At 73.2% G+C, this 23085-nt stretch carries 18 protein-coding genes; 11 read left to right on the plus strand and 7 right to left on the minus strand.

Annotation, left to right across the window (positions count from 1 at the left end; translation table 11 throughout):
- Positions 1-156: 156 nt before the first annotated feature.
- The 3 genes from ACQPWZ_RS18860 (at position 157) to ACQPWZ_RS18870 (ending at position 2295) form a co-directional block, all read left to right on the plus strand.
- Complete coding sequence (locus ACQPWZ_RS18860; RefSeq protein WP_433571923.1) at positions 157-1668, plus strand: SagB/ThcOx family dehydrogenase; 1512 nt, start codon at positions 157-159, stop codon at positions 1666-1668.
- Positions 1669-1909: 241 nt separating this feature from the next.
- Positions 1910-2086 carry a thiazolylpeptide-type bacteriocin gene (locus tag ACQPWZ_RS18865; RefSeq protein WP_313945179.1) on the plus strand — a complete coding sequence of 59 codons (177 nt, stop codon included), beginning with the start codon at positions 1910-1912 and terminating at the stop codon, positions 2084-2086.
- A 35-nt stretch (positions 2087-2121) separates the two neighbouring features.
- The gene (locus tag ACQPWZ_RS18870) at positions 2122-2295 is read left to right on the plus strand and encodes a thiazolylpeptide-type bacteriocin (RefSeq protein ID WP_340474257.1); all 174 of its coding nucleotides are present in this window, start codon (positions 2122-2124) and stop codon (positions 2293-2295) included.
- A 145-nt stretch (positions 2296-2440) separates the two neighbouring features.
- On the opposite strand, the gene ACQPWZ_RS18875 is transcribed toward ACQPWZ_RS18870, so the two are convergent.
- Entirely contained in the window at positions 2441-2995 is a 555-nt protein-coding gene (locus ACQPWZ_RS18875) for a hypothetical protein (RefSeq protein ID WP_340474258.1), read from the minus strand.
- Positions 2996-3210: 215 nt separating this feature from the next.
- Between ACQPWZ_RS18875 and ACQPWZ_RS18880 the strand changes: the two genes are divergently transcribed.
- Genes ACQPWZ_RS18880 through ACQPWZ_RS18905 form a run of 6 tightly spaced genes read left to right on the plus strand, consistent with a single transcriptional unit; the run spans position 3211 to position 13191 of the window.
- Positions 3211-4386 (plus strand): hypothetical protein, encoded by a 1176-nt coding sequence (locus tag ACQPWZ_RS18880; RefSeq protein ID WP_433571924.1) that lies wholly within the window; start codon positions 3211-3213, stop codon positions 4384-4386.
- Positions 4383-6959: a lantibiotic dehydratase gene (locus ACQPWZ_RS18885; protein WP_433571925.1), complete on the plus strand. Its 2577-nt coding sequence runs from the start codon at positions 4383-4385 to the stop codon at positions 6957-6959. The genes ACQPWZ_RS18880 and ACQPWZ_RS18885 overlap by 4 nt, the downstream gene beginning before the upstream one ends.
- The gene (locus ACQPWZ_RS18890) at positions 6956-8647 is read left to right on the plus strand and encodes a hypothetical protein (RefSeq protein ID WP_433571926.1); all 1692 of its coding nucleotides are present in this window, start codon (positions 6956-6958) and stop codon (positions 8645-8647) included. Before ACQPWZ_RS18885 ends, ACQPWZ_RS18890 begins: the two co-directional genes overlap by 4 nt.
- Complete coding sequence (locus tag ACQPWZ_RS18895; RefSeq protein ID WP_433571927.1) at positions 8637-10571, plus strand: TOMM precursor leader peptide-binding protein; 1935 nt, start codon at positions 8637-8639, stop codon at positions 10569-10571. Before ACQPWZ_RS18890 ends, ACQPWZ_RS18895 begins: the two co-directional genes overlap by 11 nt.
- Positions 10568-12202, plus strand: coding sequence for a hypothetical protein (locus ACQPWZ_RS18900; protein WP_433571928.1), 1635 nt, complete (start codon positions 10568-10570; stop codon positions 12200-12202). The genes ACQPWZ_RS18895 and ACQPWZ_RS18900 overlap by 4 nt, the downstream gene beginning before the upstream one ends.
- Before the next feature lie 26 nt (positions 12203-12228).
- Entirely contained in the window at positions 12229-13191 is a 963-nt protein-coding gene (locus ACQPWZ_RS18905; protein ID WP_433571929.1) for a thiopeptide-type bacteriocin biosynthesis protein, read from the plus strand.
- A gap of 175 nt (positions 13192-13366) precedes the next feature.
- Here ACQPWZ_RS18905 and ACQPWZ_RS18910 read toward each other — a convergent pair whose 3' ends face one another.
- Together ACQPWZ_RS18910 and ACQPWZ_RS18915 are read right to left on the minus strand one after the other, a co-directional pair.
- Positions 13367-14182 (minus strand): ABC transporter permease, encoded by an 816-nt coding sequence (locus ACQPWZ_RS18910; protein WP_383233750.1) that lies wholly within the window; start codon positions 14180-14182, stop codon positions 13367-13369.
- On the minus strand, positions 14179-15153 hold the full coding sequence (locus ACQPWZ_RS18915; RefSeq protein WP_340474266.1) for an ABC transporter ATP-binding protein: 975 nt from the start codon (positions 15151-15153) through the stop codon (positions 14179-14181). The genes ACQPWZ_RS18910 and ACQPWZ_RS18915 overlap by 4 nt, the downstream gene beginning before the upstream one ends.
- A 279-nt stretch (positions 15154-15432) precedes the next feature.
- Between ACQPWZ_RS18915 and ACQPWZ_RS18920 the strand changes: the two genes are divergently transcribed.
- Entirely contained in the window at positions 15433-16641 is a 1209-nt protein-coding gene (locus tag ACQPWZ_RS18920) for an FAD-dependent monooxygenase (RefSeq protein WP_433571930.1), read from the plus strand.
- 252 nt (positions 16642-16893) lie between these two features.
- Here the strand turns inward: ACQPWZ_RS18920 and ACQPWZ_RS18925 are convergent, their stop codons facing one another.
- The 3 genes from ACQPWZ_RS18925 to ACQPWZ_RS18935 all read right to left on the minus strand — a co-directional run bounded on the left by ACQPWZ_RS18925 (position 16894) and on the right by ACQPWZ_RS18935 (position 19996).
- Entirely contained in the window at positions 16894-17445 is a 552-nt protein-coding gene (locus ACQPWZ_RS18925; protein WP_433571931.1) for a hypothetical protein, read from the minus strand.
- Positions 17446-17526: 81 nt separating this feature from the next.
- Positions 17527-19464: an NAD-binding protein gene (locus ACQPWZ_RS18930; RefSeq protein ID WP_433573837.1), complete on the minus strand. Its 1938-nt coding sequence runs from the start codon at positions 19462-19464 to the stop codon at positions 17527-17529.
- Positions 19465-19630: 166 nt separating this feature from the next.
- The gene (locus ACQPWZ_RS18935; RefSeq protein ID WP_313945166.1) at positions 19631-19996 is read right to left on the minus strand and encodes a PH domain-containing protein; all 366 of its coding nucleotides are present in this window, start codon (positions 19994-19996) and stop codon (positions 19631-19633) included.
- A gap of 172 nt (positions 19997-20168) precedes the next feature.
- Here ACQPWZ_RS18935 and ACQPWZ_RS18940 point away from each other — a divergent pair, with 172 nt between their 5' ends.
- Positions 20169-20834 (plus strand): GOLPH3/VPS74 family protein, encoded by a 666-nt coding sequence (locus ACQPWZ_RS18940; protein ID WP_405571320.1) that lies wholly within the window; start codon positions 20169-20171, stop codon positions 20832-20834.
- Between the two features lie 90 nt (positions 20835-20924).
- On the opposite strand, the gene ACQPWZ_RS18945 is transcribed toward ACQPWZ_RS18940, so the two are convergent.
- Positions 20925-22616, minus strand: a complete 1692-nt coding sequence (locus tag ACQPWZ_RS18945; RefSeq protein WP_433571932.1) for a TROVE domain-containing protein — start codon at positions 22614-22616, stop codon at positions 20925-20927.
- Positions 22617-23085 lie beyond the last annotated feature (469 nt).

Consider the following 23085-nt stretch of genomic DNA (forward strand, 5'->3'; position numbering starts at 1 on the left):
ACCTCGATCACCTCAGCGGAACGGGCCTTTCCGCGTGACGGTTGTCATGGCCGGACATGGTCTCTGTCACCGGTTTTCCGGCGGCCGGCACCACACCTTGCGCGCGGCGTCAGAGTGTTTTCCGACGTCTGTTCCCTGCGCACCCCGGAGTTCCGTATGACGACAGAGAAAGCTCCACCGCCCCGTATCGCACCGGTATTCCGCGAGGACGTACGGGTCGCGTTCGACGGCGAGTCGGCGACGCTGACCAGCCCGGTCACCTCGTTCACACTGCGCCCGGTGCGCGGCGGCATCCGTACCGCGCTGGTCCGGCTCACCGAGGGTCCGGCGCCGATGGACGAACTCTTCGACGGGCTGCTGCCCGCCGAACAGGTCCAGGTGCAGAGGTTCCTGGACCGGGCGGGCCATCTTCTGGCGCACAGCGTCCTCAGCCGGGACGAGGGTCCGAAGCGGCGTGAACTCGTCCGCCTGGAAGCGGTCGCCCGCGACGGCGAGCACCGGCTCGCGCCGCTCGGGCCCGATACGACCGTGCGGCTCTCCCGGTTCGCGTTCTGCCGGTCACGCGGCGGCGCCCTGGTGCTGGAGTCGCCTCTGGTGAAGTACCGCGCAGTCCTGGTGGACGGCGCCGCACGCGACCTGGTGGCCGAGCTCGGGGCCCCGGCCACCGTGGCACGTCTCACGCAGACAGTCGCCCTGGGCGGCGACGAGGTACTGGACGTGCTCGGCCATCTGGCGGGCGCCGGCTTCGTCGAACCGGCGGACGCCGACGGCGCGTTCGTCTCCGACAGCGACCCGACACTGCGCCAATGGGACTTCCACGACCTGCTGTTCCACTCCCGTATCCGCTCCGGGCGCTACGACGAGCTGTTCGGCGCCGTCTACCCCTACCGCGGGGAGATCGAGCCGCAGCCGGCGGTGAAGCCCGTCCCGGACGGCCCGGTGACCGAGCTGTACCGGCCGACGCTGGAGGAGATCGAGAGCCGCGACCCGCTGCTCACCACCGCGCTGGAGACGCGCCGTTCCATCCGCTCCTACGGCGAGCGGGAGCTGACGGTCGCGGAGCTCGGCGAGTTCCTCTACCGCGTCGCCCGGGTCCGTGCCCACTTCACGCCCGGCGAGGGCAGCGACCGCGACGAGGTCGTCTCCCGGCCCTATCCCAGCGGCGGTCAGGGATACGAGCTGGAGCTGTATGTGACGGTGCGGCGCTGCGCCGGCCTTGCGGCCGGCATCTACTACTACGACCCCGTCGGCCACCGGCTCGTCCTCGTCAACAGCGATGCCGTGGACCGGGAGTCGCTGTTCCATGTGGCGTCGCGCGCCACCGGTATGGAGGCGCGTCCCGACGTGCTCGTCACCGTGACGGCACGCTTCCAGCGCATGTCGTGGAAGTACCGCGCCATTGCCTACGCGACGACGCTGCGGCACACCGGCGTGCTCTACCAGACGATGTATCTGGTGGCGACGGCGCTGGGCCTGGCGCCGTGCGGGCTGGGCAACGGCGACGCCGACATGTCGGCGCGGGTGCTGGGCCTGGACTATCTGCGGGAGTCCTCCGTGGGCGACTTCCTGCTCGGCAGCCGCAGTCCCGGCGACTCGGTGGCCGGCGAGCCGGAGGAGGGCTGGCGGCTGCTCAACAGCCCGGAGTGGTCGCTCCCGGCGGACACATAGGCGATGGACAAGGCCCGCCCCGGCCCCGACCTGCGTCAAAGCGCCGCTTTTCCTCCCCCTGCGGGGACGGATAAGCGGCGCTTTTGTATTCGGCCGGCAACTGATTCGGCATGACAGCCGTTATATCCGCCGTGATAAATGTCAGGACGGAGCCGGGAACACTAGCCACGGATGGACGGCGAGCGCATGATTAATTCAGCAGCCGAACACGGCGGCAAAAGAATCCGGAAGGGAATTCAAAATGAGCATCAACGACATCAAGAACGGTGACGACGCGGCCAAGGCGTTCGAGGGCTTCGACGCGGACGAGCTGGAGACCCTTGAGGTCGAGCAGGGTGTGGCTCTCCCGGAGATGGGCGCCTCCAGCGGTTCGATCGGCACCTCGTCGTCCTCGTCCTCCACCTGCTCCGCCTGCTGAGAACCCGCTCCGCGGATCACCGGAAGGAACCAGGAATGAGCAGGAACGACTGGGAGTACGGGGAAGACGTGGCGGCGGCATTCGAGAGCTTCGACGTCGAAGAACTCGAGACCCTCGAAGTCGCGCAAGGCGTCGCACTTCCCGAGATGGGCGCTTCGACGGGCTCGATCGGGACCTCGTCCTCGTCGTCGACCTGCTCGGGTTGCTGATCGGAAGTTGCACCAAAGGATGCGCCCATCCAGCCGGCCGGTTGGATGGGTACATCCTTGTGTCCGGACGGGTGCTCTTCCTCGAGTCCCGTCCCCGGGCCCGGCGCGGCCCGCGGTCGCGGGCCGGATTCCGTATCCCGGCGGTTCAGCCCCGCACCGCGACATGGAACGACGAGAGCCACAGCACCACCGCGGCCCCCAGGCCGACCACGACGCGCGCCGTCTCACTGGTCGTGCCGGCCGCGATCGCCACGAACCCCACCACCGCGACGACACTCAGTGCGACGGCGGTCCAGGTGTACTGCCACTGGTCGAAGAGGCGCGCGAGCGGGAAGAAGTGCAGCCCCACCACGAGGCAGATGCCCGGCGGGATCAGCTCCGGCCGGCCGGTCGCGTTCGACGCGGCGATGACCGCGAAGACGGCCACCACCTCCGCCGCGTTGACGATGCCCACACCGCGGTTCCACTTTTCCGGCAGACGCACGCTGCGGACCGCCGGTGCCGCGGCCCCGCGGAAGGCCAGCACCACACCCGCGACGCTCAGCGCGGCGGCCACCACTCCGACGGCGACCGACACCGCCGCCGCCTCTATCCCCGACCCGCCGGCGAATGCCCAAACAAGGGCGAACACCGCCAGAACGATCGCTCCGCGGCGGCGCAGATTCTGCGTGAGCGTCTGACACTCCGGCTCCGTAGTCATTGCGCGAGAGTACAACGCCATTCCGTTCATTCTGACGGGTTTCGGCCAACCGCCGAGAGGCCGCAATCGGCTGCCCCGGCGCCGGGGTGCGTACCGGTGTCACGGAAACCGTGACGTATGTAAGCGGCCCCTTCGCATTCACTTCTCGGGCCGGACGAATCGCCCGAAGATTCCTGTCAGACGTTTGTTTTCGATTTCTCGGAAGGTGCGAAAGCATGGGGATTGAAGCGCCGGAGCGCACTGCCGTGAAGCCGGACTCCGCCGGCCTGACGGGAGTACGGCTCCACACCCGGATGCCGGTGACACCGGCGTGGCTGACCCAGCGCATCGTGCCGGTCGCCCGCGCCCTGAGCGAGCAGGGAGCACCCGCCGTCCAGCTGCGCCGCGGCTGGCTGCACGGTCCGCACGTCGACATCCTCGCCCTGAACGTCCCGGGAATGCCCGGCGGCGCCGACTGGGACGCGACGGCGGCCGCGCTCGACGCGGGACCGCTCGACCCGCCCCGTGCCCTCACCGAGGAGGCATACCTCCAGCAGGCACGGGAGTTCGGCCGCCTCGAAGCCGTCCGGCCCCCGTACCTTCCGCTGCGCGAGCACGGCGCCGTCGCCCACCTCGGGCCCGCCGACACCGCCTCCCGCGAACCGCGGCTCGACCGCTTCCGCACCGTGGTCCTCGGCGCCCTCACCAAGCCGCTGCTGCGCACGATCGAGGGGATCACGGCGGAGCCGGCCACCGCGACCGTCCGCCTCGCCGAGGCGTTCGCCGCGCTCGCCGACACCCATCTCCTCGGCCCCGCGCACGGAGTGTTCTCGCCGCGCTCGCACGTGGAGGCGTTCCTCGCGTGGGCGGCCCCGACCAAGGACGTCAGGCCGCTGTTCCAGGAGCGGCTCACCCGGGACGCCCCCCGGCTGCGCGCCGTGGTCGAACAGCGCCTGAGCGGCGAGGTGTCGCCGGCCGCGGCCGAGTGGCGCACCGCCTTCGCCTACAGCTCCGGAACCCTGGAGAGCGCGGTCGCCTCCGGCACCCTCACGCTCGACCTGCTCGACTCCGTCACCGACGGCGTCGACCGCAGCGAGATGGGCCCGCCCGGCGCGACCCGCACCGTGCCGCAGGGCGACCAGCCCGACACCGACTTCCACCGCGCCGTCGGAGCATCGGGGGTGGTGGCCAGCCCGTCACGGTGGTTCGCCGCCTTCCGGCTGCTGACGAACCTCTTCTACGAGCAACTGCCGCTGCTGACCGTCTCTCCCATGCAGCGCTACTACATGTGCTTCGCGATCGCCGAAACGGTCGACGAGGTCCTCGGCGTGTCCTGGCAGGACCGGCTGAACGCCCAGCGGGACCGGATGACCGCCGCCACGACAGCCGACACCACGGGAGCCCCGCGATGACCACGACCGCATCCGCCCGCGAACCCCTGTGGTTCCTGCGCGTCAATCCGCTGCGCCGCAACCGGCTGAGCGATCCGGCCCAGCGCCGTCTCCTCGACGAACTCGCGGCCGTCGAGAAGACACTGACGGCCGCCGCCGAGGAGTGCTCCGAGGAGCTCTACCACCGCATCGCCGCCGAAACCGACGACACCGAGCGCCGCGAGCTCATCGCGCTGCGCCGCTCCATCCACAACGGCCGCGCCCCGAAGAAGGCGCCCGACCCCGCCACCCCCGCCGTGACCCGGTGGCTCGAGACCCGGGACAGCAGGGAGCGGCTGCGCGCCGAGATGTCCGCCGGCTACGCGGCGGCGGCCGACCGCGAACGCGAGGGCCTGGCCGCCCTGTTGGGCGACGACGACCTGCTGCGCTCGCTGGCGCTGATCGCACCCGAGGTCCACCAGGAGGCCGTGCGCTACCGCGCCGCCGTCCTCGGTCCCGGCAAGATCACCGCCCGCACCCGCAAGTCCGAGCGCGGACTCATCCAGTACGTCACCCGGGCCATGGTGCGCACCAGCCCGCTGTCCCGGTTCACGGCCGTCGGCATCGCCGAGCCGGGCCCGGACGGCGTCGACCCGGGCGACGTGCCGTTCGAGGGCGCGACCGCCTTCCCCGGCCTGGACCGCGTCATGCTCGGCTACGTCCTGGGCGGGCTGCCCGACCCCGGCGACGCGGAACTCACCCAGCTGTGGATCGGGTTGCCGCCCACCTCGGCCCCCGACGAGGCGGCCGGCAAGCTCTTCTTCCTCAAGCTCGGCGAGACGGGCATGCGCCGCCTCGCGGTACCCCTGGACGGGCCCGTCGGCGATCTGCTCGACGCGGTGTCCATGGGACCGCGGCCCTACCCCTCCGTCGTGGCGCACGTCGCCGAACGCGCGGGCTGCTCCGCCGACGACGCCGAGCGGCGCGTACGCCACGCCCTCGGGCAGGGCGTGCTGTGCAGCTTCCACGAGGCCGAGGACGGCTCCGCCGACTACGACGACCTGCTGACGCCGGACGATCCGCGCGCCGGCGACCTGACCGCCGCCATCCGGGCGGGTCTGCCCGCGCTGGCCACCGCGCCGGCGTCCGAACGCGGCGCCGTGCTCGACGAGTTGCGCGGCAGCCTCGGCAAGCTGAGCCACCTCGCCGGCCGGCCCGCCCAGATCACGGTCGAGGAGGACTACGTCATGCCGCCGCTGACGGTGGCGACCGAGCGGTGGCACCGCCCCCTGGCCGACCTCGGACCGGCTGTCGAACTCCTCACCGTCTTCGACTGGCTGCATGATGTGCGCGTCCTGATGACCGCCGCGTTCGTCGAGCGGTTCGGCGCCGGGGCCAATGTGCCGCTCGCCGCCAACGCGCCGTTCGTCGTCGGCGAGGTCTCCCGCCGCGCCGCCGCGATGGCCGCCGCCTACGGCCCCGACGGCACCGGCGACGTCGCCGCCCTCGACGGCATCGGCCCGGCCGACGGCTCCCTGGAACGCATGTACCTGCTGCGCCGCGAGCTGACCGAGGCCGTCCACGCCCGTCTGTCCAAGACCGTCGACGCCGGCGAGGACACCCTCCGGCTGACGGCCGAGGACGTCCGGGAGCTCACGGCGGCCCTGCCCGACCGGTTCCGCCAGGACCGCCTCATCTACGGCGTCCTGCTCCAGCAGGCCGGCGAGCAGCTGATCCTCAACGACGGACTGCCGGGCCACGGCATGCTCTACGCCCGCTTCCTGGAAGCCGACCGGAGGCTCGGCGGCCGGGCCCTGCCGCTCCTCGCCGGCCATCTTCAGCGCGCCTACGGCTCCGACGGCCACCGCGTCACCGAGGACCTCGGTCTGCACCGGCTCAACGTCAACGCGCACACGCCGATCCTGCCCGGCGGGCTCCGGCCCGAGGACTGGTTCGGACTGCGCCTCGCGCACGACCCGGACACCGACACCCTCAGGGTCGAGGACGCCGACGGCCGGCCCCTGCGGGTCCTGCCGCTCGGCACCGGTCACCCCGGCCTCTTCCCGCCGCCGCTGTCCGTCGCCTCCGGGCTGGTCATCAGCGGCCGCCTCTTCAACGCCCTGCCCAACAGCTGGCACGCCGCCACCCCCTGGGACCGCGGCACCACCAGGACGGCACCCCGGATGGCGGTCGGGGAGGTCCTGATCGGTCGGCGCCGCTGGTACGGCGGCGAGGAACTGGCCACCGCCGTCGCCGCCGGCCCGGACGAACTCGACCGGCTGCTCGCGCTGAACGCCTGGCGGGCCCGGCACGGTGTCCCCGAGGAGGTCGTCATCAAGACCACCCCCGAGGACGAGGGCCCCCTCTCGGTCGGCGCACCCGACGTCCAGTCCAAGCGGCTCCAGCAGAAGCCGCAGTACGTGGACCTCACCAGCGCCCTCAGCGCACGGGTGCTGCCGCGGATGCTGGACCGCCGCGGCGCGGACACCGGCGGGAGCTATCTGGAGGAGGCGCTGCCGGCCGTCGTGGACGGCACCCACGCCACCGAGTGGGTGGTCGAGGTCGGCCGCGAGCCCGGCGGGAGCTTCACCTACGACGCGGGGGAGCGGTCATGAGGCTCGTCGCACGCCCGGACCTGCACTTCGCGCCGGTGCCCGGCGGGGTGTACGTCAGCGGTACGCACGGGCAGTTCGTGCTGCGCGGCTCGGAGCTGCTGTTCGCCGTGGCGGAGGGGTGCGTACCCCTCCTCGAGCAGGGCGCCACCGAGGACGAGCTCGTCACCGCGATCGGCACCGAGCGCGCCCGGCCCGCCGTCCGCCATCTCGTGGACCGGCTGCGGTCCAACCGCATGCTGCTGGACCCGGCCGCGTTCACCGTTCCCCCGCCGGACGCCGCGGAGCGCTCCCGCCACCCCGAGGCGATCGCCCGGCTGGAGACCCTGCTCGACGACCCGTACGCCGCGTTCGCGCGGCTGCGTGCCGCGACCGTGCTGCTGACCGGGCCGGCCACGGCGACCGGGCCCGCGGCGCGCGGCCTGCGCCGGGCCGGGGTCGGGCAGGTGACGGTCGCCGACTCCCCTGCTGCGTACGGCGGTTCGGCCAAGACCGTGGACGCCGTCGTCGTCTGCGGTGCGGGCATCACCTCCGCGCTCCCGTCCGGCATCCCCGACGGCGTCCCGGTGATCCCCGTGCTGCTCGGCCAGCGCGTCGCCCTCGTCGGGCCCGCCGCGACGGGCCCGGACGGCAGCCGCACCTGGCAGGCCTTCCGGGACCGCGCACTCGGCTGGGCGGCCGCGGAGAACACCGAGCCGGCGGCCCGCCCGGTCGCCGACGCCCTCGCCGGCGCCCTCGCCGGACAACTCGTCTTCGACGCCCTGACGGGCACGGGGGACATGGGCGAGGCCCATGTCGTGCACGGGACGGCCCTGGTCGCGGACCGGGTCACCGTCGAGGGAGCTCACATGGCGGCCGCGCCCGGCCGGCCGAGCTCCCTCGAGGACGCCCCCGCGGAGCCGATGCCCGAACCCGAGGACGCGCTGGCCGCCGCCGGCGCCCTCACCCGCCGCTGGACCGGGCTGTTCGCCTCCGGAGCCGGCGAGGACCTGCCGCAGATGCCGCTCGCCCTGCGCCCGGCCGAGCCGCGCGCGGACCGGAGGGCCACCGTCGTCGGCTGGGCCGGACACCAGGAGACGGCGACGATCGCCGCCGCCCTCCAGGCCCTGCGCGCCAGGTCGCCCGAGGGCGGCACGCCCGCCGCCGGTCTCACCGAGGAGCACTGGCTGCTGGACGGAGCCCTGCGCGGGCTCACGCCGTCGGCCGCACCCCTGGCGGGCGTCACACCGGACGACCTCGACCCGGAGGCCGCCCGGATCCTCGCCGCGGTGCGCCCGCTGCTGCCCGCCGCGCCCACCCTGGAGCTCCTGCACGTCCCCGGCCTCGACTGGCGGCTCGCCCGCGTCGCCGGGGCGGGGTCCACGCTCGGACTCGGCTGGGGCGCGAGCGCGCAGGAGGCCACCCGTACCGCGCTGTGCACGGCACTCGCCCGTCGTCAGACGGCGGGCGACGGCGAGGAGCCGGTCGCGGACGTGTCCACCGACGCGCTGCTGTTCGCCGGTGCCGACGTCCTCGGCGCTCTGCGCAAGCAACTCACCGCCCACGCCGGGGAATCGGGCCGCGTCCACCGCGGCCGGGCCGTGCGGACCGATGCCGTGCTCGGCGAACTCCCCCTCTGGTACGGGCCGGTGGAGGCAGCTGCACCCACACCGGAGCACCAGGACACGCAGGAGACCCAGGATGCGAACTGACCTCCCCGCGAGCCGGGCCGGCGCACCGGCGTACGGCCCCGGGCTCTCACCCCCGTACGACGATGAGGCATGGCACACCGCGTTCGCCGCCCTGGCCGAGGCCACCGACGGCGCGGTCGCCGTGAACCGCGGCTGGGACCTCGCGTTCGAGCGCGAGCGCCTCGACGAAGCCGCCGCCCGGCGCCGCTCCCACCTCTCCGTCCGGGTGCACGGCGACGAGGTCCTCGTCGGCCCGCTGTGGGTGTCCGGCACCGACGCCGGATGCGCGGGCTGTGCCGAGGTGCGCGACCGCACCATTCTCGAACACCCCCTCGTGGGAGACCTCACCCATGCCACCGCGGCCCCGTCCCCGAGCGTGCCGCTGCTGCCCGAACTGCTCCGGGCGACCCTGGAGCACCTGGCACAGCGGCCGCTGGGGCCCGGCGAGCTCTACGCCGTCTCGCCGCGCGGCCTGCGCCGGCACCGCATCGCGCGCAGTTTCCACTGCCCGGTGTGCGGCCCGACGGAGGCCGAACTGGACGGCACGGCCGTGCCGTTGCCGCTCGCGCTGCGCGCACGGCCCGCCTCGTCCGGCGACCCCACCCGCTCGGCACACAGCCGGCTCGTGGAGCGCGGGCTGCTGCGCGACCGGCTCGTCGACGACCGCTACGGCCCGGTCCGCGCGATCCTGCGCGAGTCCCACACCCCGTTCGCGATGAGCATGGCCGTGGTGCCCGACGCTCCGGCCATGGGCCACGGCCGCGCGCAGACCTTCGCCGAGACCGAGCCCGTCGCCGTCCTGGAGGCGTACGAACGCCTCGGTGGTTTCCCGTACGACATTCCGGTCCTCACGGGCCGTGCGTACACGGAGATCGCCGATCACGCCGTGGACCCCGCGACCCTCGGCCGGTACACGGCGGAGCAGCTCGCGCACCCCACCTCGCGGGTGACGCCGTCGGACGAACACACGCCGATGGACTGGGTGTGGGGCCACGACCTGGCGGACGGCAGAGCCCTGCTCGTCCCCGCCGACCACGCCTTCTACCAGTACGAGTACGCGTTCCGCCGGGACCGGCGGGCCGCGCGCGAGGTCGGTCCGACGGAGCGCAAGCACTACTTCTACGAGTCCTCCAGCGGATGTGCGGTCGGCGCCGGGCTCGAAGAGGCCGCGCTGCACTCGCTGTTCGAGCTGGCGGAGCGCGACGCGTTCCTCACCTCCTGGTACCGGGCGGCGCCCCTGCCGTACATCCCGGAGTCGTCGATCACCGACCCGACCAGCCGCGGCATGATCGAACTGATCAGGGCGCGCGGCTTCGACGTCCATCTGCTGGTCGCCACCCAGGACATCGCGCTGCCCGTGGTCTGGGTGCTCGCGGTGAACCGGCTGAACCCCTTCCCCGCGACGTTCTCGTCCGCCGGGTCGGGCGCCGACCCGCAGTCCGCGATCCGGGGAGCCCTGCGCGAGGTGGCCCAGCTCGTCACCAACCCGGTGGACTGGACCCGCGAGCAGGTGGAGGCGATGGTCGAGGACCCGTGGCTGGTGCAGGAGTTGGAGGACCACGTGCGGTTCTCCTCGCTGCCCGAGACCGCCGCTCGTGCCACGGCGGCCCTCGGCGGCACCCGGGTCACGCTGGACGAGGCCTTCCCCGACTGGCCGCGGCGCCTGGCGGAGGCATCCGGGGGCGATGTCCGCGGAGCGCTGGAGTTCGTACGGAGCCTGTTCGCGGACGCCGGCCTCGACAGGATCGTCCTCGTCGACCAGACCAGCCGCGAGCACGCCGACGCCGGTATCTCGGTCGCCCGTGCCGTCGTACCGGGCATTTTGCCGATGTGCTTCGGGCATGCCCAGCAGCGCCTCGCGGGGCTGCCCCGGCTGGAGGCCGCCCTGCGCGGCACGGGCCAGGAGCACCGGGCGATTCCCTACGACCCCCACCCGTTCCCGTGACGGCGCCGGTGACCGAGGCGGGTTCGGCCGCGCGGGGCTCGGGGGCGGGAGCGGCCGCGCCGGTGCGGCGCTCGCCCGTCGATCTGCCCGGCCCCGAAGGGGACAACAGCATCGCGCGCGAACCGCTCTGGTACGCCTACGGCGCAGGCGACGACCGGCCCGAGCCGCCGTCCTGGACCTGGGACGCCACCCCGCCCCCGGACACACATGTCGCGCCCGCGCCCCCGACGGGCGCGGGCGCCCGCACCACGCTGCCCCTCGGCACGGCCGGGCTGCTGGAGCGGATGCCGTTCCCCCGGGTCCCGTCCGCCCGTCCGGTCCCGTGCGGGCCGCCCGCCCTCGCGGTGCCGGACGCCGAACGGCCCGGCCGGGCCCTGGTCACCGCGTTCGGCCCGCAGCGGCGTGAGCCGGAGAACCCGTACAACGACCACCGGACCTACGCCTCGCCGCGCTGCCTGTTCCCGGTGCACGCCTTCGTGGACGGGGGCGGCGGCGACCCCTGGCGGCTGCTGGAGCCGGACCTGCACGCGCTGACCGGGGCGCCGGAGTCCGGGCAGATCCGGCGGATCGCGCTGACCGGCCGCTATACGGCGATCCCGGCGGCCTACCAGTGGTTCCGCGGTTCGCTGGTCGCCATCGAACTGGGCATCGTGCTGCGGGCCCTGGGCATCGGTCTGGAGCTCTTCGGGGTGCCCGCCGCGCTGCGGCTGCCCGACACCGACGCGCATGCGCTGATCGGCGAACTCGGGCCGGAACGTGCCTGGGAGTGGTCGCTGCCCTTCGTGCTCGACCTCGGCGACCCGGTCCCGGCGGCCCCCGCGGCCCGTACGCCCGGTGCCCCCGTGGTCACCACTCCCCGGACGACCGGCGGCCCGGACCTCGTACCCGGTGGCATCGGCGCGGGCGACCCCGCGTTCGCCGACCTGGTGCGCGTCAACCGGAGCCAGACGTACGGCGGTTCACCCGTGCCCATGACCACCGCCGTGCCCGCGGGCCTTCCGTCCTCCGGCCGGACACCCAACTGGGCCGAGCTGCTGTGGAGCCGCCACTCGGGACGAATGCCGCGCGCACTGCACGGCATGAGCGGCCGCCCCGCCCGACTGCCCGCCGAGGCCCTGCACACCGCCATGAGCTGGCTGGCCGTCCCGCCGCCGGGCCCCGAACTCGGCGCCGCCTTCGACGCGGTGAAGGTCACCGCCGTCGTGCAGGGCATCGACGGGTACGACGACGGGGTCCACCGCATCGAGGACGGCACGGCCCGCCTGGTGCGCGCCGACGCCTCGGCGCCCGGAGCGCTGGAGGAGAACTACGGCTACGGGGTCTCGCCCGTCAACGGCTGCCGCATCCGGCACGCCCCGATGACCGTCTTCTTCTCGATCCGGCCCCGTGAGCTGTTCGCCCGGCTCGGCCCCGCCGGTTGGGGCGCCGCCCAGCACGCCTGCGGCTGGGCGGTCCACGGGCTGTGTCTGTCCGCGGCCGCGTCGGGCCTGTTCGCACGCCCCGTCAGGGCGTTCAAGGAGATACCCACGCAACGCGTCATCGGCCTCGACGAGGACGAGGCGATCGTCCTGTCGGCGGTCGTGGGGGTCCCGCAGGACACCGGTGGCGCGCTGCTCGACCTCAGAGTCTGACGGCTCGGAGCGCGAAGGAGCGACACATGACGCAGCGAGACACGACCGGGCGCACCACCCCGCCCGGCGGGACCACGGACTGGAACGCGTGGCACCTGCACCTCGGCACCACGGCCCGATCGGCCCACGACCGCGTACTGACCGAGGTCGTGGGCCCGGCGGTGCGCGAACTGGTCCCGGACAGACCCTGGTTCTTCATGCGGTACTGGCAGTCCGGGCCGCACATCCGGCTGCGGGTCGGCGACCTCGACCCGCGGACGTACGACCGGTTCGAGCAGGCCCTCACCGAGCGGCTTGCGGTCGCCGGCCGGCTCACCGACGGCGAGGAGCCGCTGGACGCGGACGCCTACCGCCTCGGCGCGGGCCGGCTGGCCGCGGCGGGCGAGACGGGCGACAACCGTTTTGTGCAGGAGCTGCGGGAGCCGGGCGTCCTCCGGGCCGTCTACGAGCCGGAGACCCAGCGCTACGGCGGCGCGGCCCTGATGCCCGCCACCGAGCGGCTCTTCCGGCTCGCCAGTGAACTCGTCCTCGGGTTCGCACCCCGGATCTCCACCGACGGACAGCGCGCGATGCTCGCCCTGCGCGGCACGATGGCCGCGGCCGGCGCCCTCGGCGGTCCGGCGGAGCGCTCGTACTACTACGCGCACGGCCTGGGCGCGTGGCGCGCCTGGGCGACGGAGGCCGGCTATCCGGACGATGTGCTCGACAGGATCACCACCGTCACCCGGGACGGCTCCGCCAAAGATGTCGACCCGGCGGGCCACGGCCCCTTCGCCGGCTGGCACACGGCGCTGGTGTCCCTGAAGGACCTCATCGAGGAGAAGTCGCCGACCCACCCGGGCATGGTCCTCTTCTCGCACGCCCACATGCTCCACAACCGGCTCGGCCTGAGCCTGCTGGACGAGCTGCGCACGTACGCCTGGCTCGCCCATGTCTTCCCCCTCCCCGAGGGCGCGCACGGCCTCGGGGAACTGACGCGGACCGCCTGACCCCCCCGCGGGACGACAGGGCCCGGCCGGATCCCCCTCCGGCCGGGCCTTCTCGTGCGCCCACGGGCCTTTCGCCGGCGGGGGAGCGCGCGGTGCACCGGGACCCGACGCACCGAGGGAGGCCTCCCAGGGAGGCCCCCCTTGTCGTGAGCGGTGCGGTGTTCGCGCGGATTCCTCACTCCGGACGCGGGTCCCAGCGGAAGCGGCGCACGGCGATCAGGGCGCCGATGACACCCCAGGCCGCCAGGACGGCGAGTTCCTTCCACTGGTAGCCGGCGTCATTGGCGAACGGCGCCAGCATGGCGTCGTTGAACGGCTTCACCGGCAGCAGACCCGCGATCGTGTTCAACACGTCGGCGTGGATCGGAAAGTAGCTGCCGGAGATGAAGACCAGCGGGAACTGGATGAACTGCACGACGGCCGGGGCCGCCTCCGAGTTCTTGATGAGCGAGGCGACGCCCACACCCAGGGCGCAGAAGCTCGCCGCACCCAGCACCAGCGTCAGCACGACGGGCCCCCAGGCGGAGGGCAGCGTCACGCCGTACAGCGAACCGATGCCCATGACCAGAGCGACGTCGACGACGCTGACCACCACACAGTGGACCAGCAGGCCGGCGAAGTAGATCCAGGCGGGCAGCGGGGTGGCGTGCAGCCGCTTGAGGATGCCCTGCTGGCGGCGCATCGCCAGCACGATCGCCAGCTGGCCGTAACAGGCACCGAGCACCGACACCGCGGCGATCGTCGGCGTGTAGTACTGCATGCCCGTGAGGCCGAAGAAGAAGGTCTCGCCGCTGCCACCGCTGAACACGGCGCCGAAGATCCCGATGATGACGATCGGCAGGACGAAGGTGAAGACCATCGACTGCGGGTTGCGCCAGAACGACAGCTGCTCGAAGCGGATCTGGTGGACGAGCAGGGACAGTTGGCCACTTGAGCCGCGGGCCGCAGAGCGGTCGGCGCGCGTGGCCGTGGTCGGGGTCAGGGTGGTCATGAGCGGCTCCGCCTCGGTCGGCGCCGCCCTCGGTCCAAGGACGGCGAGGGTGCTTCCTTGTCTGTGACGTCTGCGTACGGGCGCGTGAGATCCAGGTAGACGTCCTCCAGCGTCGGCTGCACCACGCTGAGGCGCTCCAGCGGAGTACCGCGGCGCAGCGCCCAGTCGGTGAGCCGGTGCAGGGCCGCGGTGGGCTCCTCGGCCTCCGCCGTCACCAGCCCGTCCTCCACCGATGTGACGGAGAGCGGGATGTCGGACGCCACGGCGCCGCGCGGCAGCGCGAAGCTGATGCGGGCCAGCGCGCTGTCCCGGCCGCCCAGGGTCTCCGGGGTGCCGGTGGCGACGATCTCGCCGCCGGCGATGACGACGACCGAGTCGGCGAGCGCCTGGGCCTCGTCCATGTAGTGGGTGGTCAGCACGATCGTGGTGCCGGCGTCCCGGAGGTTGCGCACCACGTCCCAGGCACCGCGGCGGGCGCCCGGATCGAAACCGGTGGTGGGCTCGTCCAGGAACAGCAGCTGCGGGTCACCGATGACGCCCAACGCCAGGTCCAGACGCCGCTTCTGCCCTCCTGAGAGGTCCTTCACCTTCGCGCCGCGCTTCTCCTGGAGACCGACGAGGTCGATCACCTCGTCCACGCCGCGCGGCGCCGGGTAGTAGCCCGCGTTCCGCGCGATGGTCTCCCGTACCGACAGATACGGCTCGACGGCGATGTCCTGGAGCACGAGACCGATCCGGCCGCGCAGCCACTTGCCGTCCGCCTTCTTCCCCGGGTCGCGCCCGAGCACCTCGACCCGGCCGCCGTCGCGTTCACGGAAGCCCTCGAGAATCTCCAATGTGGTGGTCTTGCCCGCGCCGTTCGGACCCAGCAGGGCGAAGATCTCGCCCTCCGAGACGGTGAAGTCCACACCGCGTACGGCCTCGTGGTCTCCGTAGCGCTTGCGCAGGCCCTCCACGGCCACCGCGGTCACCGCGGTCCCTCCGGTTCCTTCACTGTCTTTCCTCCCGGCGTAGTGGGTCGCCCGCAGACAGAACTCCGGGGCGCACTCAGGACGTTAGGACCGGGCCGGGGGCCTCCAGGAGGGCGCGGAGGGGAGCCGGTGACGGACGTCATGGAACCGGCGACAGTTGTCAGGGGAGGGCGTGACCCGCGTTGCCGCCGGGGTGGCTGCCGCACATTCTCATGGGGCGGGGCCGGTGCGAGAGCCGCTCCGCCGACAGGTGCGGCGACGCGGAAGGCGGTCACAGACGTGCAGTTCGGGGAAGTGGACGAAGTGGAACGGCCGCGGATCACCGTGGTCGGCGCGGGCATCGGAGGCCTGGCACTCGCCGGCGCGCTGTCCGCGAACGGCACACCGTACGAGATCTTCGAGCAGACCCGGCAGCTGGCCGAGGTCGGGGCGGGCGTCCAGCTCTCCCCGAACGCGATCCGCCCCCTGGTCCGCCTCGGTCTCGAACCCGCGCTGCGCAAGCACGCGGTACGCATCGAGGCGATGGAGGTACGCGGCTGGACCGGCCGCCCCATCGCCCGCACCCCGCTCGGCGGGGACTGCGAGCGCATGTTCGGCGCGCCCTATCTGACCATCCACCGGGCCCACCTCCACGAGGCCCTGCTCTCCCTGGTGGACGGTGACAGCCTGCACCTGGGCCGGCGGCTGCGCGCCGCACAGGAGACTTCGGAGGGAGCACGGCTCACCTTCGACGACGGCACCGTCCGCCCGGCTGATGTCGTCGTCGGCGCGGACGGAATCCACTCGACGGTCCGCGAGACGTTCCACCGCGACGCCCCGGTCTTCGCCGGCCTCGGCATCTACCGCGGTCTCGTCCCGGTGGACCGTCTGCCCGCCGAGGCCCGCGAGTTGCTGGTCCGTCTGTGGCTCGGCCCTGGCGGGCACTTCGTCTGCTACCCGGTCTCCTCGGGCGAGTACATCAGCTACGCGGCGACCGTGCCGATGACCGAGGCACCGGCCGAGTCCTGGTCGGCACCGGGGAACCCGGAGGACCTGACACAGGCCTTCGGGACGTGGAACGGCCTGGTCGGCGACATCGTCCGGGCCGTGGAGAGCACCCACCAGTGGGCGCTGCACGACCGGCCTCCGCTGCGCACCTGGTCCAGCAGCCACATCACGCTGCTCGGTGACGCCGCGCACCCGATGCTGCCGTTCATGGCCCAGGGCGCGAACCAGGCGATCGAGGACGCGATGGACCTGGCGGCCTGCCTCGCCGACGACTCCGGCACAACGGTCGCGTCCCGGCTCGCGCACTACGAGTCGCTGCGCATCCCGCGCACCGCGGAGATCCAGCGCGGCTCCCGCGGCAACGCCGGAGTCCTGCATCTGCCCGACGGCCCGGCGCAGCGCCGCCGCGACGCACGGATGGCGGTCCATGCCGCCCTGCACGACCGGGCGACGCTGTACGCGCACGAGACCGGTCGCAGTGTCGTGCCGACGGGGGTGTGACACGGCGGTGGACGGCAGCGAGCCCCGGGCCGGCGGCCCGGGGCTCTGTGCTGATGCCGGACACGCTCGGGCGTGAACGGGACGTCGGGTCCTCCAGGTGAGACCGGCGGCGTCGGAGTACGTGAACCGCCCGCCAGGACCTACGCGTTCGGCCCCGCGCGCCGGGACCTACGCATCGCGTCCCGTGCGTTCGGCCCCGCGCGGCGGGTCCTGCGCCTCAGGTCCTACGCATCAGGTCCTGCGCATCAGGTCCTACGCGTCGGAGTCCTCGAAACGGGCGTCCAGCACCGCGTCGAGTTCCGCCGCCCACTGCTTCAACTCCGCCTTGGACGAGGCCTCGACGTCGTTCTCGAACCAGCGCTGACTGGACACGTAGACGGTGACACCGAACCGCCGGCCGAAGCGCGGGGTGCCGATCTCCACCGCCCCGATCTCGTCCCAGCCGAAGCGGGCCTCTTCCGCGTCCAGACGGAAGGTGATCCCTTCCGCGTCGGCGACGATGGCGCCCCGGCGGTCGGAGGCCTCGAAGACGGGCCCGTCGTCCCCGGCCGACCCCTCTTTCCCGGGGTCCTCGGGCACGGACCCCTCCGCGTCGGGGCCCTTTCCCTCGGACGTCACGCGCTCGGGCGCGGCGTCCTCCGGCGGCGCCTCTTCGGCCTGTTCCGCGTCGGTGGCCTGCTCGGGGACGGCCGCGTCCGTCTCGTCGCCCTCCGCGGGGCGCGGGGGCACCAGCCCGGGGATGTGTGCCGGGTCGAGTCCGGCGGCGGCCGTCGGCGGGATGATCGAACCTATGCGCTGCTCCACGGCAGGCAGTATGGCGGACGAACCTGTGCGGGTCCCAGTCGAACCGCACAGCCGGCCCGGGCGGAAACGCCGCGTCGCAGGTCACCCGTCCGTCAGGGTCGTGCCGCGTACGGCACGCGACTCGGGCTGCCGGCCCAGGAGTTCGGCCATTCCTCTCCGGGTGGCGGCCACCACCACACAGTCCTCGGGCCGCAGGACGTACCCGGGGTGGAGGTCCCACAGCAGCCGGCCGGCGTGCTCGCGGCGGATGTCGCGGCGGGCGGTGGCGAGGTCGGGGCGGCGGTCGTCGGGAGCCGCCGTGTCCAGGGCGATCACCCGCCACGCCCCCGGCCGGAACGCCTCCGCGACCGTCCGCCCCTCGAACTGCGGGTGCCCGGCCACCTCCAGCGCGGCGAAGAGCAGCACCTTGCGCTCGACCGGGATGGCGCCGAGGATCTGCCGGCCCATCATCGCGCCGGCGAACGCGGGAGCGGCGAGTGTGGAGACGCTGCGGCTCCGGGTCAGCGCGTCGGGATGGGCCACGCGCAGGGTGCGGTAGACGGCGGTGGAGAAGTCGTCGTCGTACAGCCGCAGGGCGACCCGCAGATCCGCCTTGACCGTCCGCGCGTACAGCGTCGCCTCCAGATTGGTGGTGTCGACGCTGGTCAGGGACAGCAGCGCGTACGCACGGTGGATCTTCGCCGCCTCCAGGACGCCCTCGTGCGTGACATCGCCCAGCACCACGGGAACGCGCAGCCGCCGCGCGAGCGGGATGCCGCGCGCCTCCGGGTCCTCCTCCACGCACACCACCGGGATACCCAGCTCCCGCAGTTGGACCAGGACGCGGGTGCCGACCTTGCCCAGCCCAAGGAGCACGACATGGCCCGACAGGCCGCGCGGAGGACGGCGCAGCGCCGCGGCCCCGCGGAACGCGCCGAGCGCCTCCAGCCCGCCGGCCACCAGCACCGGCAGCAGCGCCAGCCCGGCCAGTCCGGACAGCAGCTGGAGCACCTGACGGGCGGTGGGTTCCCCGACGGCCGGGTCACCGATGGCGAACAGGTCGAGCAGGGTCAGATACGCGGCCCGCAGCGGGTGTTCGCCGGTCGTCAGCCAGGAGGCGACGGCGAGCGCGAGTACGGCCGCCCCCATCCCGGCGAGCGCCCAGCGCAGCCGTCGCGAGAAGATCTCGCCGAGCGGCGCACCCCGTCCGGCCAGCCGCCGGGTCGGCACGGCGGGCCCGCTGTGCGACACGGCCTCCAGCACCACCGTGCCCCGCCGGGACGACGCGGCGACGGTCGCGTCGTCGGGCAGCAGCAGTGGTCTGTCCGCGCCGATGTCCGAACCGGCCCTGCCGGAGGGGCCGTCGCCGGAGGACGACAGCAGCGCGAGGGTGCACAGACCGGAGTCGGGGGCTTCGCCCTGCCGGTGCGGCGGCCGTTCCACGGCCCGCAGCAACAGACCGTCGGCCTGGACGACCTTGCTCGTACCGGCCACGGCGGTCGCCGCCAGCGCCGGCGCCGCCGTGTCCGCGTCGGACAGCACGGTCGTCGACGCGTCCAGCTCGGACGCGTCCAGCCCGGGCATGGCGACCACGGAGGCCTGGTCGAGCAGCGCCTCCAGATACTGGCCCAGCTTGCGGTTGTAGAGCCGGATCACGAGCCGCAGCCGCGGGTTGAGCCGGCGCGCGGCGAGCGCGGCTCTGATGTTGGTCTCGTCGTCGTCATAGACGAGAGCGACGGCGGCGGCCTGTTCCGCTCCGGCCAGCCGCAGCGCCTCCTCGGTCGGCTCGGCGGCCTCCATCTCACGCACGGGCAGCAGGATTTCGCCGCTGGACCCGGTCGCGTCCGCCGCCCCCGGGCGGTTCATCGCGGCGCTCACCCGCCCGAAGAGCGCGGAGGCGATCCGGTTCGGCACCGCGGCCGCCGGACTGCTCGCCGACGACCGCGCCGGCGGTACGACGAGGGTGACCCGCTCGCCGTACACGCTGTGCAGTTCACCGGCGAGCCGGGTGGCCAGCGCGTCGTCACCGCAGACGATCATCTGCCCGGCGGGCACGGGCTGTTGGGCCGCGGGTGCAAGGGAGGAGGACACGCCCCAACCCTCTCGCGCCGACCCCCCTCGGCGCACGGCGGCCTCCCGCCCGCGCGCGTCCCCGGGCACGCGAGCAGCCCGGCACGCTCCGAATGTCAGGCCCTGGCTCGTGTCCCTAGCGCGCCACGAACTGCGTCAGGATGGCCTGCACCTCGTAGATGTCGACGCCCTTGGTGAAGGTCTTCTGGATCGGGGCCGGCGTGCCCGACACCCAGATCTTGAGCTCGGCGTCGAGATCGAACGTCCCGGCGGTCTCCACCGCGAAGTGCGTGATGCTCCGGTACGGCACGGAGTGGTACTCCACCTTCTTGCCGGTGATGCCCTGCTTGTCGATGAGCAGGAGCCGGCGGTCGGTGAAGAGGATGGTGTCGCGGATCAGCAGATACGCGGCGTGCACCTGCTCGCCCTGCCCGAGCAGCCGCGCGTAGTCCTGCTGCGCCGCCGCCGGGTCGATGGTGTGCGCGTTCCCGAACAGTGCCATGGATGGCCCCCCAACTCGTCGATGCGAATCTCCCAGCGTATAGGGGCGGCCGAAGTGACCGGACGGCGTGGCGATCACCCGCCTTTCGGCGCCGCGGGGACCGGTGCGGGAACTGGTGGCCCACCCCGGGCGTCGAACAGGGCAGGGGGAAACGACGGAAGGGAACAGACGCATGACGGTCACGCTGGGCGAGGAGATCATGCTGCTGTCGCTGGACGACGAGTCCGGAGCGGCGAAGGAGCGGCAGGCCGCGGGCTGGGCCGTCGCGGGCGGCATCGTGCTCGAACTCGTCCTCGCCGGCCGCATAGCGGTGGACCGCGAACGGCTGACGGTGAAGGACACGACGCCCACCGGCACCCGGCTGCTCGACGAGCGGCTCGCGCTGATCGACGCCTGGGCGTCGAAGAAGAGCAGGCCGCCCAAGATCACCGACTGGCTGACCAGGGACCACGACAAGGCCGTCACCGCCACGATCGACAGCCTTCGCGAGCGGGGCCTGGTGAGCGAGGAACAGCGCAAGGTCCTCGGCCTCTTCCCGGTCCGCCGCTACCCCGAGGCCGACGGTTCGGCCGAGCGCGAGCTGCGCAGCCGCCTCGCCGCCCTCGTCCTGCACAACGCCACTCCGGACGACCGCTCGGCGGGCCTGATCGCCCTGATCCATGCGGCGAAGCTGCACCGGCTCGCCTTCCCGGACCTGCCGCGCAAGGAGGTCTCACCGCGGATGGAGGAGATCGCCAACGGCCAGTGGGCGGGCGAGAGCGTGCGCACCGCCATCCGGAACATGGAGGCGGCGATGGTGGCGGTCCTGGTGACGACGACGGTGGTGGTGACGAGCTGACCGGCGGCCGGTGGTCGTACCCATGGTCCGGCACTGTCCCGCACGAGGTCGTGCACCCGGTGTGCGGTGCTGCCGCGCACCGGGTGCACATCAGGGGCGGGCGTCGACGGGCTGCTCCCAGGGCCACTTCGCGTCCCGCGCCGCCTCCAGGAGCGGGATCAGCCGGAAGGCGGCGTCGCTGAGGCCGCCGAACGTGTGGCGGTGCGGCCCGGAGGCGGAGTGCCCGGCGGCGTAGCCCTCCAGGTTCCAGGTGTAGACCGGAATATGGCGGGGCACCGCGGCGAGCGGATCCTTGCAGTGCGTCGACTGCACCTGCTCGTCGGTGACGACGACCACCCGGGAGTGCCCGCGGTAGTGCTGCCTGACCGCCGCGGCGGTGTTGGTGCCGCCGAGGTCGTGGAACCGGTCCACGGCCCCCAGGACGGACTCACCCGGTCCGATCTCGACCGTGCGGCTGCCGGTACCGAACTCGACCAGGTCGGCGTGTTCGGCCCGGATCGCCAGGGCGGTGCCGAAAATGGCGGCGGCATCGGCCCTCGTGAGGTCGTTCCCCTCGCTGGGCTGCCAGAACATCGAGCCCGAGCGGTCCACCAGGACGAGGGTCCGGCCGGGCAGCGCGGGCACATGGGCGAGCGAGTGGCTGAGGGCGGTCTCCAGGGACTGCGCCCAGCGCGGCGAGGGTGCGTTGCGGTGGGCGGCCAGATAGCGGAACGGGAACTGCCGTGAGCGGGCCACTTCGTCGGGGTCCGAGATCCGGCGCGCCACCTGCGCGGCGACCTCGTCGCTGACGCCCGCGAGATCGAAGTTGCGCAGGTTGCGGACGAGGGCCATCGACCCCATCGACGGGATCACGGCCTCCCACACCGCCGCGTCGAGCGGCCCGCGCAGCCAGCCGGCCAGCGCCTCCCACGTCATCCCCGCCGCCGCCAGCCGATCGGCCCCGTCCGGCCCGGTGACCAGGGCGTACCGCTCGGCCACCGGCACGGCCATCAGCGCGTGGTGCGCGCCGAGGAGCGTTTCGCCGACGGGCGGCACGGCGCGGTGCGGCCGGTGCCGCCGGTCCAGTGCGTACCGGAACAGCTCTCCCTGCCAGGGCCGGTCCGCGGCCGGAGCGGGATGCGTCAACTCCAGTACGTCGCCGAAGCGGTAGGCCCGCGAATCGCTGTCGTACTTCAGCAGTGCCCGCCCGGTGTAGAGCCGGCGTACGGCGTCGGCGACCCCGCGCTTGACGGGCTGGGGCAGCCGCCGGCCGTACCGGGACGTCCAGTACGCCAGCAACTCACCCGGTTCGTCGGGGCGTTGGAGTACGGCATTGATCGCCTGCCGGCTGAACCCCGCCTCTCCCGCCTCCAGCCGCGCACGGGTGAATTCGGCCGCACCCACCAGCGAGGCCGTCCGCATCCGGGCGTCGGTCCGCAGCCAGCCGAGCAGCCCGAGGGTCCACGCCGGTTCGCTGAGGGCGAGTTCGCGGATCAGCCGCAGGTAGCGGTCATCGCGCGACTCGGCGCTCTCGTAGAAGGTGTTCCGCCCGACCATGTTGGCGACGGCGAGCAGGAAGAGCGCGTCCTTCGGCTCCCGGACGTACCCGGCGCCGCCCTGGTGGTTGGTGATCCACGGCAGCCACCGGGTGACCACCGGCGCGGACGCACCGCGCGGCGGGGTGGCCCACCGGCCGTCGGTGGAGAGCGGGGAGGTCACTCCGCGCGCGGTCAGGCCCGGTACTTCGGCCTGGATCTCCGCCCTGGCGTCGGCCTTGGTCCGCGGGCGGCTGAACCGGGTCATGCAGAAGTCCCCCTGGGGAGCGACGGGTCGAAGAGGTGGGTCACGGCGGTGGGCCACAGCGGTGCGCGGGCACGGGACGGCATACGTCGGACCGGTGAGCGCGGGATCGAGGGGCACGGGTCGAGGGGCACGGGTCCGAGGACGTGGGTCGAGGACGTGGGTCGAGGACTCGGCGGTGTGCGCCTTCCGAGATCGGATATGCGCACCGGTGGACGTTTTCAGGAAGTAACCGGGGCGCGGCGCATCGGAAGGCGCGGGACGTGACGCTACCCGGCGCCGCTCGCGGCGGCATCCGAATAAATGAGCCGGACCCGTGGATGCGCGGCGAGCCCGTTCGACCCGCAATTTCTCGTACCTGCATACGACATGGGGCAGGCCGTTCGAGTTTCGGCCGCTCCGGTTCGTTACCTGGAGCGAAGCTCTGCCCTCGGTGGCGAGCGGGGTGGCGCGGGGGGTGGTGCGCCGGAGC

The sequence above is a fragment of the Streptomyces sp. CA-251247 genome (assembly GCF_050952975.1).
GTDB classification, from domain to species: domain Bacteria; phylum Actinomycetota; class Actinomycetes; order Streptomycetales; family Streptomycetaceae; genus Streptomyces; species Streptomyces achmelvichensis.

What these genes read in the sequence shown, in the direction of transcription:
- ACQPWZ_RS18910 (WP_383233750.1), bottom strand. Translation starts at nt 14,182, where the DNA reads ATGACCACCCTGACCCCGACCACGGCCACGCGCGCCGACCGCTCTGCG.
- ACQPWZ_RS18880 (WP_433571924.1), top strand. Translation starts at nt 3,211, where the DNA reads ATGGGGATTGAAGCGCCGGAGCGCACTGCCGTGAAGCCGGACTCCGCC.
- ACQPWZ_RS18865 (WP_313945179.1), top strand. Translation starts at nt 1,910, where the DNA reads ATGAGCATCAACGACATCAAGAACGGTGACGACGCGGCCAAGGCGTTC.
- ACQPWZ_RS18875 (WP_340474258.1), bottom strand. Translation starts at nt 2,995, where the DNA reads ATGACTACGGAGCCGGAGTGTCAGACGCTCACGCAGAATCTGCGCCGC.
- ACQPWZ_RS18940 (WP_405571320.1), top strand. Translation starts at nt 20,169, where the DNA reads ATGACGGTCACGCTGGGCGAGGAGATCATGCTGCTGTCGCTGGACGAC.
- ACQPWZ_RS18885 (WP_433571925.1), top strand. Translation starts at nt 4,383, where the DNA reads ATGACCACGACCGCATCCGCCCGCGAACCCCTGTGGTTCCTGCGCGTC.
- ACQPWZ_RS18935 (WP_313945166.1), bottom strand. Translation starts at nt 19,996, where the DNA reads ATGGCACTGTTCGGGAACGCGCACACCATCGACCCGGCGGCGGCGCAG.
- ACQPWZ_RS18945 (WP_433571932.1), bottom strand. Translation starts at nt 22,616, where the DNA reads ATGACCCGGTTCAGCCGCCCGCGGACCAAGGCCGACGCCAGGGCGGAG.
- ACQPWZ_RS18870 (WP_340474257.1), top strand. Translation starts at nt 2,122, where the DNA reads ATGAGCAGGAACGACTGGGAGTACGGGGAAGACGTGGCGGCGGCATTC.
- ACQPWZ_RS18860 (WP_433571923.1), top strand. Translation starts at nt 157, where the DNA reads ATGACGACAGAGAAAGCTCCACCGCCCCGTATCGCACCGGTATTCCGC.
- ACQPWZ_RS18905 (WP_433571929.1), top strand. Translation starts at nt 12,229, where the DNA reads ATGACGCAGCGAGACACGACCGGGCGCACCACCCCGCCCGGCGGGACC.
- ACQPWZ_RS18890 (WP_433571926.1), top strand. Translation starts at nt 6,956, where the DNA reads ATGAGGCTCGTCGCACGCCCGGACCTGCACTTCGCGCCGGTGCCCGGC.
- ACQPWZ_RS18930 (WP_433573837.1), bottom strand. Translation starts at nt 19,464, where the DNA reads ATGATCGTCTGCGGTGACGACGCGCTGGCCACCCGGCTCGCCGGTGAA.
- ACQPWZ_RS18895 (WP_433571927.1), top strand. Translation starts at nt 8,637, where the DNA reads ATGCGAACTGACCTCCCCGCGAGCCGGGCCGGCGCACCGGCGTACGGC.